General features: G+C 40.7%; 8 protein-coding genes, 20 tRNA genes and 2 rRNA genes. 27 read left to right on the forward strand and 3 right to left on the reverse strand.

Features of this window, described 5'->3' with window-relative positions:
• The 22 genes from ACFYKT_RS17520 to ACFYKT_RS17625 form a co-directional block, all read left to right on the forward strand.
• A 23S ribosomal RNA gene (locus tag ACFYKT_RS17520) occupies window positions 1-173 on the forward strand; the annotation flags it as partial.
• A gap of 248 nt (window positions 174-421) precedes the next feature.
• Window positions 422-538: ribosomal RNA gene (gene rrf / locus ACFYKT_RS17525) — 5S ribosomal RNA — on the forward strand.
• Between the two features lie 10 nt (window positions 539-548).
• Window positions 549-624: transfer RNA gene (locus ACFYKT_RS17530), tRNA-Val, on the forward strand.
• 6 nt (window positions 625-630) lie between these two features.
• Window positions 631-703: transfer RNA gene (locus ACFYKT_RS17535), tRNA-Thr, on the forward strand.
• 157 nt (window positions 704-860) lie between these two features.
• A tRNA-Lys gene (locus ACFYKT_RS17540) sits at window positions 861-936 on the forward strand.
• Window positions 937-946: 10 nt separating this feature from the next.
• Window positions 947-1,028: transfer RNA gene (locus ACFYKT_RS17545), tRNA-Leu, on the forward strand.
• A gap of 11 nt (window positions 1,029-1,039) precedes the next feature.
• Window positions 1,040-1,114: transfer RNA gene (locus ACFYKT_RS17550), tRNA-Gly, on the forward strand.
• 7 nt (window positions 1,115-1,121) lie between these two features.
• Window positions 1,122-1,210 (forward strand) — tRNA-Leu (locus ACFYKT_RS17555).
• A gap of 16 nt (window positions 1,211-1,226) precedes the next feature.
• A tRNA-Arg gene (locus ACFYKT_RS17560) sits at window positions 1,227-1,303 on the forward strand.
• Window positions 1,304-1,311: 8 nt separating this feature from the next.
• A tRNA-Pro gene (locus ACFYKT_RS17565) sits at window positions 1,312-1,388 on the forward strand.
• Between the two features lie 17 nt (window positions 1,389-1,405).
• Window positions 1,406-1,481, forward strand: a tRNA-Ala gene (locus ACFYKT_RS17570).
• A 35-nt stretch (window positions 1,482-1,516) separates the two neighbouring features.
• Window positions 1,517-1,593 (forward strand) — tRNA-Met (locus ACFYKT_RS17575).
• 26 nt (window positions 1,594-1,619) lie between these two features.
• Window positions 1,620-1,696, forward strand: a tRNA-Ile gene (locus ACFYKT_RS17580).
• 13 nt (window positions 1,697-1,709) lie between these two features.
• Window positions 1,710-1,802, forward strand: a tRNA-Ser gene (locus ACFYKT_RS17585).
• 21 nt (window positions 1,803-1,823) lie between these two features.
• Window positions 1,824-1,897, forward strand: a tRNA-Met gene (locus tag ACFYKT_RS17590).
• 3 nt (window positions 1,898-1,900) lie between these two features.
• Window positions 1,901-1,977 (forward strand) — tRNA-Asp (locus ACFYKT_RS17595).
• 154 nt (window positions 1,978-2,131) lie between these two features.
• A tRNA-Phe gene (locus ACFYKT_RS17600) sits at window positions 2,132-2,204 on the forward strand.
• A 13-nt stretch (window positions 2,205-2,217) separates the two neighbouring features.
• Window positions 2,218-2,291: transfer RNA gene (locus ACFYKT_RS17605), tRNA-Gly, on the forward strand.
• Window positions 2,292-2,423: 132 nt separating this feature from the next.
• Window positions 2,424-2,497, forward strand: a tRNA-Ile gene (locus tag ACFYKT_RS17610).
• A gap of 23 nt (window positions 2,498-2,520) precedes the next feature.
• Window positions 2,521-2,595, forward strand: a tRNA-Asn gene (locus tag ACFYKT_RS17615).
• Between the two features lie 6 nt (window positions 2,596-2,601).
• Window positions 2,602-2,692, forward strand: a tRNA-Ser gene (locus ACFYKT_RS17620).
• A 6-nt stretch (window positions 2,693-2,698) separates the two neighbouring features.
• Window positions 2,699-2,770, forward strand: a tRNA-Glu gene (locus ACFYKT_RS17625).
• A 213-nt stretch (window positions 2,771-2,983) separates the two neighbouring features.
• Here ACFYKT_RS17625 and ACFYKT_RS17630 read toward each other — a convergent pair.
• Entirely contained in the window at window positions 2,984-3,181 is a 198-nt protein-coding gene (locus ACFYKT_RS17630) for a hypothetical protein (RefSeq protein WP_389222255.1), read from the reverse strand.
• A gap of 233 nt (window positions 3,182-3,414) precedes the next feature.
• Between ACFYKT_RS17630 and glgB the strand changes: the two genes are divergently transcribed.
• The 5 genes from glgB to ACFYKT_RS17655 are packed head-to-tail and all read left to right on the forward strand — an operon-like array spanning window position 3,415 to window position 11,357.
• Window positions 3,415-5,340, forward strand: a complete 1,926-nt coding sequence (gene glgB / locus ACFYKT_RS17635) for a 1,4-alpha-glucan branching protein GlgB (RefSeq protein ID WP_389222257.1) — start codon at window positions 3,415-3,417, stop codon at window positions 5,338-5,340.
• Window positions 5,288-6,433, forward strand: coding sequence for a glucose-1-phosphate adenylyltransferase (locus ACFYKT_RS17640; protein WP_389222259.1), 1,146 nt, complete (start codon window positions 5,288-5,290; stop codon window positions 6,431-6,433). Before glgB ends, ACFYKT_RS17640 begins: the two co-directional genes overlap by 53 nt.
• Window positions 6,434-6,488: 55 nt before the next feature.
• Window positions 6,489-7,517: a sugar phosphate nucleotidyltransferase gene (locus ACFYKT_RS17645; protein ID WP_389222261.1), complete on the forward strand. Its 1,029-nt coding sequence runs from the start codon at window positions 6,489-6,491 to the stop codon at window positions 7,515-7,517.
• Complete coding sequence (gene glgA / locus ACFYKT_RS17650; RefSeq protein WP_389222263.1) at window positions 7,514-8,965, forward strand: glycogen synthase GlgA; 1,452 nt, start codon at window positions 7,514-7,516, stop codon at window positions 8,963-8,965. Before ACFYKT_RS17645 ends, glgA begins: the two co-directional genes overlap by 4 nt.
• Window positions 8,955-11,357: a glycogen/starch/alpha-glucan phosphorylase gene (locus ACFYKT_RS17655; protein WP_389222265.1), complete on the forward strand. Its 2,403-nt coding sequence runs from the start codon at window positions 8,955-8,957 to the stop codon at window positions 11,355-11,357. Before glgA ends, ACFYKT_RS17655 begins: the two co-directional genes overlap by 11 nt.
• Window positions 11,358-11,609: 252 nt before the next feature.
• On the opposite strand, the gene ACFYKT_RS17660 is transcribed toward ACFYKT_RS17655, so the two are convergent.
• The gene (locus ACFYKT_RS17660; RefSeq protein WP_389222267.1) at window positions 11,610-12,362 is read right to left on the reverse strand and encodes a TraR/DksA C4-type zinc finger protein; all 753 of its coding nucleotides are present in this window, start codon (window positions 12,360-12,362) and stop codon (window positions 11,610-11,612) included.
• A 210-nt stretch (window positions 12,363-12,572) separates the two neighbouring features.
• A complete protein-coding gene (locus tag ACFYKT_RS17665; protein ID WP_389222269.1) occupies window positions 12,573-13,502 on the reverse strand; it encodes a 1,4-dihydroxy-2-naphthoate polyprenyltransferase in 930 nt (309 codons plus the stop codon).
• Between the last annotated feature and the right edge of the window lie 206 nt (window positions 13,503-13,708).

Here is a 13,708-nt window from a genome sequence, read left to right on the forward strand (position 1 = left end):
TGCGGAAGGGATAAGTGCTGAAAGCATCTAAGCATGAAGCCCCCCTCGAGATGAGATTTCCCATAGCGTCAAGCTAGTAAGACCCCTGAAAGATGATCAGGTTGATAGGTTTGAGGTGGAAGCGTGGTGACACGTGGAGCTGACAAATACTAATCGGTCGAGGACTTAACCAAAAACGAAAGGCGAAGGCGACTGTTCAGCTTTGAGAGACGTTGGAAAGCCAGCACTGCAAATCCCGCTTTTGGATTTGTAGGGATGGATTGAAACGGCCGAAAAGCTAGGAGCCGTAGCTGGACAAAATGAATAAATGATTACTCTATCTTCTTCTTCTGCATTATCTAGTTTTGAGAGAATAAATTTTAATTTTTCTCTTGCAAAATTTCAAAAAGACGATATAATAAAACTTGTCTTTTAAAAAAAGTTTGGTGGCGATAGCGAGAAGGTCACACCCGTTCCCATCCCGAACACGGCAGTTAAGCTTCTCAGCGCCAATGGTAGTTAGGGGCTGTCCCCTTGTGAGAGTAGGACGCCGCCAAGCTTTTATAAATGGAGGATTAGCTCAGCTGGGAGAGCATCTGCCTTACAAGCAGAGGGTCGGCGGTTCGATCCCGTCATCCTCCACCATTTTACGCCGGCCTAGCTCAATTGGTAGAGCAACTGACTTGTAATCAGTAGGTTGGGGGTTCAAGTCCTCTGGCCGGCATGTTTTAACTCATTTTGTATGAGCCATTAGCTCAGTCGGTAGAGCAGATTGCAGTACGGAGCATTGCTTCCCTGAATAGCAATCTGTGACAAAGAACGAAGAGCTTTGGAACATCTGTATCACTGCTATCAAGATTTAGGAAACAAAATTTTATTTCGAGCCATTAGCTCAGTCGGTAGAGCATCTGACTTTTAATCAGAGGGTCGAAGGTTCGAGTCCTTCATGGCTCACCATTTAAATATTGCGGGTGTGGCGGAATTGGCAGACGCACTAGACTTAGGATCTAGCGCCGCAAGGCGTGGGGGTTCGACTCCCTTCACCCGCATCATTTAATAAGCGGAAGTAGTTCAGTGGTAGAACACCACCTTGCCAAGGTGGGGGTCGCGGGTTCGAATCCCGTCTTCCGCTCCAATTACTTGCCGGGGTGGCGGAACTGGCAGACGCACAGGACTTAAAATCCTGCGGTAGGTGACTACCGTACCGGTTCGATTCCGGTCCTCGGCACCATTTGTTTCTTATATATGCGCCCGTAGCTCAATTGGATAGAGCGTCTGACTACGGATCAGAAGGTTATGGGTTCGACTCCTTTCGGGCGCGCCATATATTTACGGGAAGTAGCTCAGCTTGGTAGAGCACTTGGTTTGGGACCAAGGGGTCGCAGGTTCGAATCCTGTCTTCCCGACCATTTCTTTAATAGTTATTGGGGCCTTAGCTCAGCTGGGAGAGCGCCTGCCTTGCACGCAGGAGGTCAGCGGTTCGATCCCGCTAGGCTCCACCATATGTTTTTGAAAAACAAGTATTATATATTGATTTGGCGGCGTAGCTCAGCTGGCTAGAGCGTACGGTTCATACCCGTGAGGTCGGGGGTTCGATCCCCTCTGCCGCTACCAATTTATTATTTTTAGGATTGTATTTAGGACCTTTAGCTCAGCTGGTTAGAGCAGACGGCTCATAACCGTCCGGTCGTAGGTTCGAGTCCTACAAGGTCCACCAAAGGTTTTTATACGGAGGTATACCCAAGTTCGGCTGAAGGGATCGGTCTTGAAAACCGACAGGGGCTTAACGGCTCGCGGGGGTTCGAATCCCTCTACCTCCTCCATAATTTCATAATTTTTATTATCGCGGGGTGGAGCAGCACGGTAGCTCGTCGGGCTCATAACCCGAAGGTCGCAGGTTCAAATCCTGTCCCCGCAATCTGGTCCGGTAGTTCAGTTGGTTAGAATGCCTGCCTGTCACGCAGGAGGTCGCGGGTTCGAGTCCCGTCCGGACCGCCAGTTTTTAAAAACTTATATGGCTCAGTAGCTCAGTCGGTAGAGCAGATTGCAGTACGAAGCATTACTTCATCGAATAGCAATCTGTGACAAAGACCACAGGGCTTTGGAACAAAGGTCTTTCTGTAATTAAGATTTAGGAAACAAAACTTTATATGGCTCAGTAGCTCAGTCGGTAGAGCAAAGGACTGAAAATCCTTGTGTCGGCGGTTCGATTCCGTCCTGAGCCATCTTATATTATCTGCGGGTGTAGTTTAGTGGTAAAACCACAGCCTTCCAAGCTGTTGTCGAGGGTTCGATTCCCTTCACCCGCTCCAAAATGAAATGTGTAGGCGACTGCTCAGCTTTGAGAGACGGTGGAGAGCTGGTCATACAAATCCTGGTTTTGGATTTGTGGGAACAGATCGAAGCGGCCGAAAAGCTAGGAGCCGAAACTAGACAAATAAAAGGGGCCTATAGCTCAGCTGGTTAGAGCGCACGCCTGATAAGCGTGAGGTCGATGGTTCGAGTCCATTTAGGCCCACTAGTTTTATATATTTTTATTATTCCGCAGTAGCTCAGTGGTAGAGCTATCGGCTGTTAACCGATCGGTCGTAGGTTCGAGTCCTACCTGCGGAGCCATCATATGGGGAAGTACTCAAGAGGCTGAAGAGGCGCCCCTGCTAAGGGTGTAGGTCGGGTAACCGGCGCGAGGGTTCAAATCCCTCCTTCTCCGCCATATGTTGGCCCCTTGGTCAAGCGGTTAAGACACCGCCCTTTCACGGCGGTAACACGGGTTCGAATCCCGTAGGGGTCATAGAAAAAAGCTATCAACTTAAGTTGATAGCTTTTTTTGTTTAATAAACTATAGCAGATTCTTTTTAATTAGCAAGAAAAGCGAAATGCTAGATAAATTTCGAAAAGTTGCTTGATACATTCTAAAAATTGCTAGATAAAGTGAAGAATCTGCTCGATATAAAATGATAAGCTGTTGAAAATCTACAATTTGCTTATTCAGTGTGGCAAAGCTCTAGTCAAACTTTACTTCCTCTTCCACAAGCTTCCTTCCAGGATTGTTCAAATCAATATCTGAAGTAATCCCAGTAGAAGGTCCTCTAAATAAATCTCCTACAGCAAGAATTTTTCCATCCGGTGCTTCAAATAAAGGTGTCTTCGTTTCGTTTTTTAAGGCTTCATTTAGTAAATATTCCTCTTCTTTGTTACTCAATTCATTATTCCACCCTTCAATCTAAAATATATTCTTTGTCTTATTCTGTCTATTAGTGAGAGATTTTATGTCGAAATTATATGAATGAATTAGAATCCTATCTTTATTTATCAAATTTGATAACTTAATGTCAAAAAGTATAAATAATATTTACAAGGTTATTTCTTTGAACGCTCGAATATACTCATGAAGGTGATTTATTGTTAATGAATAGTATATAGGGAGAAGTTGCAATGAAGACAGTAACTGATTACGAAATGCATTTATTTCATGAGGGGACACTTTATGAAAGCTACTCGCTCTTTGGGGCACATCTGATCAAGGAAAAAAATAAGATATATACACGTTTTTGTGTATGGGCACCAAATGCTGAAAGTGTCAGATTAGTTGGAAATTTTAATGATTGGAATGGAGAACGCTTTCAGTTACATAGGGTAAATCATGAGGGAATTTGGATCATTTGTATTAAGGGTGATTTGCAGGGACACTTATATAAATATGAAGTGATCGCCCAAGATGGCAGTAAACGATTAAAAGCAGATCCCTATGCTTTCTTTTCGGAGGTTAGACCAGGAACGGCTTCCATTGTGTACTCACTGGATGACTATCAATGGAATGATCATAAATGGATGAAGACAAAGGCAGAGAAGACTATTCTTGCAGAGCCTGTAGCTATTTATGAAGTCCATTTAGGATCGTGGCGAAGGCATGAAGATGGGTCCTATTTATCTTATAAAGAATTAGCTGCAGAATTAATTCCATATGTTAAAGAGCTGGGATTTACACATATTGAATTATTACCCTTAATTGAGCATCCGCTCGACGAGTCATGGGGCTATCAAGGGACGGGATATTATTCGGTAACAAGCAGGTATGGTGAACCAAAAGATTTTATGTGCTTAATTGATCAATGTCATCAACATGGAATAGGAGTCATTCTTGACTGGGCTCCGGGGCATTTTTGTAAGGATGAGCATGGGTTATTCCGGTTTGATGGGTCTTATTTATATGAATATGAAACATTAGGAGACAGGGAAAATGCGATATGGGGGACGGCTAATTTTGACCTCGGAAAAAATGAGGTTCAAAGCTTTCTTATTTCAAATGCGCTCTTTTGGATGAAATATTATCATATTGATGGCCTCAGGGTAGATGCGGTGGCCAATATTCTCTTTTGGCCCAATCGCCATGAAACTGAGAATCCATTAGGCAGTCAATTTCTAAAAAGTTTAAATCAAACAGTTTTGGCGTACGATCCTTCTTTCTTGATGATGGCAGAGGATTCAACAGAATGGCCACAAGTTACTTCACCGGTGGAATATGGTGGTCTTGGCTTTTGTTATAAATGGAATATGGGATGGATGAATGACATCCTTTCATATATGGAAACAAGTCCAGAATCTAGAGTGATGGCACATGGGAAAATGACCTTTTCTTTGATGTATGCCTTTATGGAAAGCTTTGTTCTTCCCTTGTCACATGATGAAGTTGTTCATGGGAAAAAATCACTTTTAAATAAAATGCCTGGTGACTACCGGGAGAAATTTGCACAGCTCCGATTGCTTCTTGGGTATATGTTTGCACATCCAGGAAAAAAATTGCTGTTTATGGGATTTGAACTAGGGCAATTCGATGAATGGAAGGATAAAGAAGAGCTGGATTGGAATTTGCTTGATTATGAGATGCATCAAAAAATAAATAAGTATGTGAAAGATCTGCTAAAGCTATACCGTCGCTCTAAACCATTTTATGAGTTGGATCATCTAAGTGAGGGCTTTGAATGGATTGATGTACATAATCATCAGCAGTCTATCTTTTCTTTTGTCCGCAAAGGTAAAAAGGAAGAGGATTATCTTGTTATTATCTGCAACTTCACTGGGCAAAAGTACCATGATTATCGAGTGGGTGCTCCAAAAGAGGGCTCTTATCGAGAAATATTTAATAGTGATCGAGATGAGTTTGGGGGAACGAATAGCATTAATAAAAAGGTGCTAAAAACGGAAGCTATTGAGTTCCATGGAAGGTCGCACTCATTAAGGATGGAAATTCCGCCATTTGGTTTATCCGTTTTACGCCCTGTTAAGCATCGAAAGGAGAGGAAAGGGAATGGGAAAGAAAAAGTGCGTAGCCATGTTATTAGCAGGAGGGAAAGGAAGTAGGCTTAATTCATTAACCAAGAGTCTAGCTAAGCCTGCTGTTCCATTTGGAGGAAAATACCGAATTATTGATTTTACTTTAAGCAACTGTACGAATTCAGGCATTGATACAGTAGGGGTTCTAACTCAATACCAGCCACTCGTGTTGAATTCTTATATTGGGATTGGCAGTGCCTGGGACTTAGATCGAAGAAATGGCGGAGTAACTGTTTTGCCGCCATATAGTGAATCTTCTGAGGTGAAGTGGTACACCGGTACTGCTAGTGCAATCTATCAAAATCTTAATTACTTAACCCAGTATGAGCCTGAATATGTGTTGATCTTGTCAGGTGATCATATTTATAAAATGAATTATGAGCTTATGCTTGAATACCATATCGAAAAAGGGGCCGATGCAACGATTTCTGTTATTGAAGTTCCGTGGGAGGAAGCCAGCAGATTTGGCATTATGAACACAGATTTGGACATGGGGATTGTTGACTTTGAAGAGAAGCCAGATACCCCGAAGAATAATCTTGCCTCTATGGGTATTTATATATTTAATTGGTCACTTCTAAAAGACTATTTAGGCAGGGACAATCAGAATCCGAATTCCAGCCATGATTTTGGAAAGGATATTATTCCAATGCTGCTTAAAGAGGGGAAAAAGATATTCGCTTATCCATTCAATGGATATTGGAAGGATGTTGGAACCGTAAAGAGCCTTTGGGAAGCTAATATGGATTTATTGGATGAAACATGTGAATTAAATCTATTTGATTATGATTGGCGCATATATTCTGTTAATCCTAATCAACCGCCACAATATATTTCACCTAATGCTGATGTAGTAGAGTCTCTAATCAATGAAGGATGCACAATAGAGGGTGATATTGTACGGTCCGTTCTTTTCCAAGGTGTATCGGTTGGGCTGGGTTCGATTATTCGGGAGACAGTTGTCATGCCCAATGCGCAAATTGGTCAAAATGTATTGATTGAAAAAGCGATTGTACCTGCAAATATGATCATACCGGATGGGACAGTCATTCGAGCTTCAGAAGGATCGAATGAAGTCATACTCATTTCTGAAGAAATGATCGATGGGGTTGTATCTTAAGAGAAGGCTAGTTTGAGTTATTTGCATAAACGTATTTTTATAGGAGGGAATATGTTTGAATAAACGTGTACTAGGTGTGATTGATGCGACTACCCATCATGAAGGATTGGAGGAATTGATGACACATCGATCACTTGCTGCTGTTCCTTTTGCTGGCAGGTATCGGCTAATTGATTTTGTCCTTTCTAATATGGTGAATTCAAATATCGAAAGTGTAGCTGTTTTCCCGAAATTTCAATATCGATCATTAATGGATCACCTAGGATCGGGGAAAGATTGGGATTTAAATAGAAAAAGAGATGGTCTATTCTTCTTTCCATCTTCTATTATCGAAGGAATTAGAAGGGGAATCGGATCGTTTAGCCATTTTGCAGCTAACTTGGATTACTTTAAACGCAGTAAGCAGGAATATGTCATTATAGCTAATTGCTATACTGTTTTTAATATGGATTTCAGGCCTGTATTAGAAAGACATATTCATACTGGCTGTGACATTACGGAAGTGTTTCATAATGGAAAGTCCATGCAAATGTATTTAGTTAAAACGTCTTTGCTTATTGAATTAATTCAGACACGAGAAGCAACAGGGTATACTTGTATGAGCGATGTAGTCATGGATATTCACCATAAGTATCGTTTGTGTATTTATGAATATACCGGTTATTCAGTAATGATTGACACGATTCAGTCCTATTTCTCAGCTAGTATGGAGCTGCTTGATCCCGATGTATGGAAGAAACTATTTTTGAAGAATCACCCGATTTATACAAAAGTGAAGGATGAGCCACCAACACGCTATTTAAAAGGGGCATCTGTTCATCATTCAATGATCGCAAATGGATGTCAAATTGAAGGGACCATCGAAAATAGTATCATTTCACGTGGGGTGAAGATTGGAAAGGGTTCAATAGTGAAAAACTGTATCATTATGCAGAAGAGCCAAATTGGTGAGAATTGTCTATTGGATTCAGTCATTCTAGATAAGGATGTAAAAGTTGAATCAGGAACAATTATGACAGGGGCCAGTCAAGCACCATATGTCATCCGAAAAGGCATGGGCCAAGGAGCGCTGATGAATACGTGAAAGTATTATTTGTTGTATCTGAATGTATACCATTTGTAAAATCTGGCGGATTAGCAGATGTTGCAGGTTCATTGCCAAAGGAGCTCAGGAAGCAAGGGACAGATATTCGGGTGATTCTCCCGAAATATGGATCGATTTCAGAGAATTTTAAAATACAAATGAAAAAAAGGGCTGAATTAGTTGTTGAAGTAGGGTGGAGAAATCAATACTGTGGAATTGAAGAATTATCCTATCAAGGGATTACGTATTATTTTGTAGATAATGAGTATTATTTTAAGCGTGAAAATTTGTATGGCTATTTTGATGATGGTGAGCGCTTTGCCTACTTTAATCGAGCCGTATTAGATGCCATTCCATTTCTTGATTTTCAGCCAGATATTATTCATTGTCATGATTGGCATACAGGGATGATTCCTTTTTTATTAAAAGTGGAATATAAAGCGAAAGAGGGATATCAATCCATTCGGACAGTTTTTACAATACATAATCTGCAATTTCAGGGGATTATGCCAAGAGAAACTTTAGCAGATTTATTCGGTTTAAATGACCGCTTTTTTCATATTGATTATTTAGAGTTTTACGGGAATATCAATTTTATGAAGGGGGCCATTGTTGCCTCAGATAAATTAACAACGGTCAGTCCCACATATAAACAGGAGATTCAAACGAGCACATATGGGGAGAGGCTTCATGAATTGCTTCAAAAAAGGGAATCAGATTTGGAAGGGATTTTAAATGGAATTGATGATGAATTCTATCATCCTGAAAAAGATCCTTTTCTGTACAAAAGCTATACTGCGAAGAAACTAGCGGAAAAACAGGCAAATAAAGCCCATTTACAACAACTATTTGGCTTGCCTCAAAAAGCAGATACACCACTTATCACGATGGTAACTAGACTGACAAAACAAAAGGGAATTGAGCTTGTTCGATGTGTGTTTCAGGAATTGATTTCAGAGGATATCCAATTGCTTATTCTCGGCACAGGTGATAAGGAGTTTGAACAATTTTTTAGGGATATGGAAGCAGCATATCCGAATAAATGCAAGGCGTATATCGGATTTGATGAAGGGCTTGCCCACCAGATTTATGCGGGAGCTGACTTATTTCTTATGCCATCAAAGTTCGAGCCATGCGGGCTTGGGCAGTTAATTGCGATGAAGTATGGAACTGTACCAATTGTAAGGGAAACAGGAGGGTTAAACGATACAGTTCATTCCTTTAATGTGCTAACAGATGAAGGGAATGGGTTCTCATTCAGTCATTTTAATGCTCATGATATGCTGTTTACGATTGAACGGGCACTTAGTTTTTACCGGGATGAAGAATGTTGGGAAACCATTGTAAAAAATGCAATGGAAATGGATTATAGCTGGGCACAGTCGGCATTTAAGTACAACCGGCTTTACTTGGAGCTCGTCTCAAGGAGTGAGAGTCATGTTTGCTAATAAAGAAGAATTTAAAGGTGCCTTTTTAAAAAAGCTTGAGATGATGTGCGGGAAAAGCTTTGGTGAGAGCACTCAACGTGATCATTACTTTACCCTTGGGAATATGGTGAGGGAATATGTCAGTACGAGTTGGATCAATACGAATGAGCGCTATCGTATGGCGAAGGGAAAACAAATTTACTATCTTTCGATCGAGTTTTTGCTCGGTCGACTGCTTCACCATAATTTGTTGAACTTAGGCTTAGAGGATGTTGTTCGGGAGGGGCTAGAGGACTTAGGAATCGATCTGAATCGATTGGAGGAAGCCGAACCTGATGCAGGACTAGGAAATGGTGGACTTGGTCGATTGGCAGCCTGCTTTATGGATTCCCTTGCTTCATTAGATTTGCCAGGGCATGGCTGTGGAATCCGTTATAAGCATGGTTTGTTTGAACAGAAGATTGTGGAGGGCTATCAAGTTGAGCTTCCTGAGCAATGGCTTCGGCATGGACATGTTTGGGAAGTAAGAAGAGCTGAATTAGCAATTGAGATCCCATTTTGGGGAAATGTTGAAGTAAGAGAGGAAAATGGAAGGCTTGCTTTCCGTCATGTGAATGCAGAAACCATTACAGCTGTTCCATATGATATGCCTGTTGTTGGTTATAAGACAGATACAGTCAATACGCTCAGGCTTTGGAATGCAGAGCCATCTCCTTATCCTATCCATCAAGATATCTTAAAATATAAGCGGGAAACGGAGTCAGTTTCTGAGTTTCTCTACCCGGATGATACACATGACGAGGGAAAAATACTTCGGTTGAAGCAGCAGTATTTTCTTGTTTCAGCAAGCATTCGCTCGATCATTCGCTCCCATCGAAAAAGATATGGCGGCTTGCATTCGTTCCATGAGCATGTGGGTATTCATATTAATGATACACACCCAGTCCTTGCTATTCCGGAACTCATGCGTATCTTAATAGATGAGGAAGGCATGGGATGGGAAGAGGCATGGCAGATAACGACAAAGACGATTTCTTATACGAATCATACGACATTATCGGAAGCGTTGGAAAAGTGGCCAGTTCGGATATTTCAACCGTTGTTGCCGCGTGTTTATATGATTGTTGAGGAGATCAATGAACGATTCTGCCAGCAGCTGTGGGAGCAATATCCTGGTGACTGGCAGCATATTGAGCAGCTGGCGATTATTGCCCATGGAGAGGTAAAAATGGCTCATCTCGCTCTTGTGGGCTCATATAGTGTCAATGGAGTGGCAGCTCTTCATACAGAAATACTGAAAAAGCGGGAAATGAGCAGTTTTTATCGAATCTATCCAGAGAAATTTAATAATAAAACAAATGGAATTACCCATAGAAGATGGCTTTTAAAGGCTAATCCGCTGCTGGCAAAATTTATTACAGAAGGAATAGGGAATGGGTGGATTCGAGAGCCAGAGCAGCTAAGCAGTTTAGCTCAATTTAAAGAAGATTCATCCTTTCTCGAGCAGTTATCACAAATTAAACAGCAAAATAAACTAAGGCTTGCTAAAAGAATTGAGGAACAGACTGGGATGATGGTTGACCCTGCATCGATATTTGATATTCAAGTGAAGCGGCTGCATGCTTATAAACGACAGCTATTAAATATCATGCATGTGATGTATTTATACAATCGAATAAAAGAAGACGGAAACTTTCAAATGAATCCGCGCACCTTTATCTTTGGAGCAAAGGCATCTCCAGGCTATTATTATGCAAAGAAAATTATTAAATTAATTAATACTGTTGCAGAAAAGGTGAACAGGGACCCACTGGCAAATGAGAAATTAAAGGTTGTTTTTCTTGAAAACTACCGGGTTTCCCTTGCGGAGGAAGTATTTCCAGCAGCAGATATTAGTGAGCAAATTTCAACTGCCAGTAAGGAAGCCTCGGGAACAGGAAACATGAAATTTATGATGAATGGTGCTTTAACCGTTGGAACCCTTGATGGCGCAAACATTGAAATCAAGGAAAAAGCAGGGGATGAAAATATCTTTATTTTCGGACTCTCAGCCGATCAAGTGTTAAACTATTATCAAAATGGCGGCTATCATTCAATGGAATACTACCATCATGATGAGAGAATCCGTCAAGTAGTTGATCAGTTAACGAATGGATTTTTCCCAGATACTGATGATGAATTTGATCCCATTTATGATTCACTGCTTACGGAAAATGATCAATACTTTGTACTGAGAGATTTCTCTTCCTATGTGAATGTTCAAAGTCAAGCTGGAAAAGCTTATGAAGATCAAGGCAGATGGCGCAAAATGAGCTTGATGAATATTTCAGGATCTGGTTATTTCTCTAGTGATCGCACGATTAATGAATATGCGTCAGATATTTGGCGAATAAAAACATTAGGTATTAAGTGAAATTTTCGTTAAAGCACGATCTTTTTTTAAAGCGATGATTCGAACTGAATCATCGCTTTTGTCCTTATCTAGGAAATTATAAATTTGGATATTGTGGATAACTTTGCGACAAGTTTGACTGCATCCAGCTCCAGCGCCTACCCCCTCGAGGTCACAAGCCAATCCTCCCAAAAAGGTAAAGGACACCTTTTCGTGAGGCTCGTCTTGTGCTTGTCGGGGGTGATCAAGGCGCTTGCGCATTTGTTTTATTTATTATTCTTTATCATCAACATAACCATCTGTTTGATGGTAATGAACATCACCGTATGGAGCTTCGATGTCTTCTTCGTCAAGCATTGCTTCGTATTCCTCGTGCTTCTTCGATGGGAAAACAATTCTCTCTGTCCCTTCTAAGTTGTTAGCAATAAATGTTTCATAATCCTCTGTAAATCCCTCGTCATCATGTCCTTCATTATAGAGAGAATTATAATCCTCGTAGTCCCCTCTTAGATCAGAAGGGCTTTCAGATGTGCCAAAACGGGCAACCTCTTGGAAGCTGTCCTCATTATCAACGACTTCTCTGAATTGATGATGCTGAAACGTATTGCCGTGTGCAGGTTCAAGTACATCTTCCTCTACAGGTCGATCTGTTGGAACTCGCTGCTCAGGGCTATGGTCCTTGCAATAAAGGGTTGAGGGTATTACCTCCAGACGTTCAAAAACGATATCGTTTCCACATACTTTACATCTTCCATAGGTGCCATCTTGAATGGCTTGTAAAGCCAAATTTACTTTCTCCATTTCAGATTCATGGTGATCTTCCAACGCAAGATCTTTTTCTCGTTCAAATAATTCGGTGCCCATATCTGCGGGGTGATTATCATAGATGGATAGCTCGCCAATATTTTCTCTTGCATTCTCTAGGTTTCCTTCTTCTCCATGAAGCAGAGCTTTTAATTCTTCTTTTTCTTCCTTCAGCTGTTTAGTTAATTGATTGAGCTGCTGAGTTGTTAACAAACGCTTCACTCCCTTATCAGGTTCGTTTCCATTTCACCAAAAAAGTGATGTATGGGTTTAGTATGAACGTTATTTATAAATTCATGACAAAATAAACATCCATGAGCATTTGCGCACAACCAAGTATGTTAATGTCGGTCTGTTTAAATGCACAGCTCTAGTTATTAAACATTTTTTACATAGAAAAAGCCTTTGCTTAGTCGCAAAGGCTTGAGATCTTTATATGAAATATCCGATAAAGAGACCAATGGATAGTAAAAATCCAAAAATGGTATTTGTTTGAGCTGTTGCTTTCATAGCAGGCATCATTTGGAGCGGAATTGTTTTTCCTTTGAATCCTTTTGTTGCTTTAATTGCTTTTGGTGCACTTAGAATGACAATGGCTAACCATGGTGAGATAATATTCATGGCAATCAGAATGAATACCCATAAATAGGAAACAATAAACATTCCAGCAAGTAATTGGATAGCACCTTTTCGGCCAATTAAAATAGCTAATGTTTTCCGGCCAAATTCCTTATCACCATCTAAATCGCGGATATTGTTTGAAAGCATGATGGCCCCAACAAGAATAAAAATCGGGATTGACACTAAAACGCTTGTAGAAGTTACAGTTCCAGTTTGAATAAAGAATGAAATAAGGATAATGATCATTCCCATAAAGAATCCGGATACGATTTCACCAAAAGGTGTATGGGCGATTGGCAATGGACCGCCTGTATATAAATAGCCAATTAGCATACAGAAGAGGCCAACAAGCGCAAGCCACCAGCTGCTGCTTGAGCAAATATAAATTCCTAGTAATAGAGCAATACCGTAAAGAGAAAGAGCTACATTCAGAATGGTTTTTGGCTTAATACCTTCACGGACAATCGCTCCACCAATTCCGTGTGAATCTTCAGTATCTAGTCCTCTTACATAATCATAATATTCATTAAACATATTTGTCGCCGCTTGAATAAGTAAGCTTGCAAGTAACATTGCCAAAAATAATCCAAAATGAAGATCCGTTTCGTACAAAGCTAATGCCGTTCCAAGCAATACAGGTACAAATGAAGCGGTGAGTGTGTGTGGTCTTGTTTGCTGCCACCAAACCTTCCAGTTTTTTGAATTGGAGGGCTGAAAATTTGTATGCGCTTGTGGTTGCATCTAACTCTCCCCTTATCATCTATATTTTAAGAGATTCATTTTTATCTTTATCAAACCTATTTATTATAACGAACAACCCCTGCCTTTGTCAAAACTATGAGGGAAAAACTGCCTAGGGTGAGGACGATCATTGACATAGGAATAATAAGAAGTGTATGTTAAAATTAGTTAGACGAAGGATAACAGCGATAGGCTGTTGTTGGAGG

The sequence above is a fragment of the Cytobacillus mangrovibacter genome, from assembly GCF_042865275.1.
Lineage (GTDB): Bacteria > Bacillota > Bacilli > Bacillales > Cytobacillaceae > Cytobacillus > Cytobacillus mangrovibacter.

Excerpts from the sequence above, each read along its gene's own strand:
- glgB (WP_389222257.1), top strand. The coding sequence starts at position 3,415 with ATGAAGACAGTAACTGATTACGAAATGCATTTATTTCATGAGGGGACA.
- ACFYKT_RS17640 (WP_389222259.1), top strand. The coding sequence starts at position 5,288 with ATGGGAAAGAAAAAGTGCGTAGCCATGTTATTAGCAGGAGGGAAAGGA.
- ACFYKT_RS17655 (WP_389222265.1), top strand. The coding sequence starts at position 8,955 with ATGTTTGCTAATAAAGAAGAATTTAAAGGTGCCTTTTTAAAAAAGCTT.
- ACFYKT_RS17665 (WP_389222269.1), bottom strand. The coding sequence starts at position 13,502 with ATGCAACCACAAGCGCATACAAATTTTCAGCCCTCCAATTCAAAAAAC.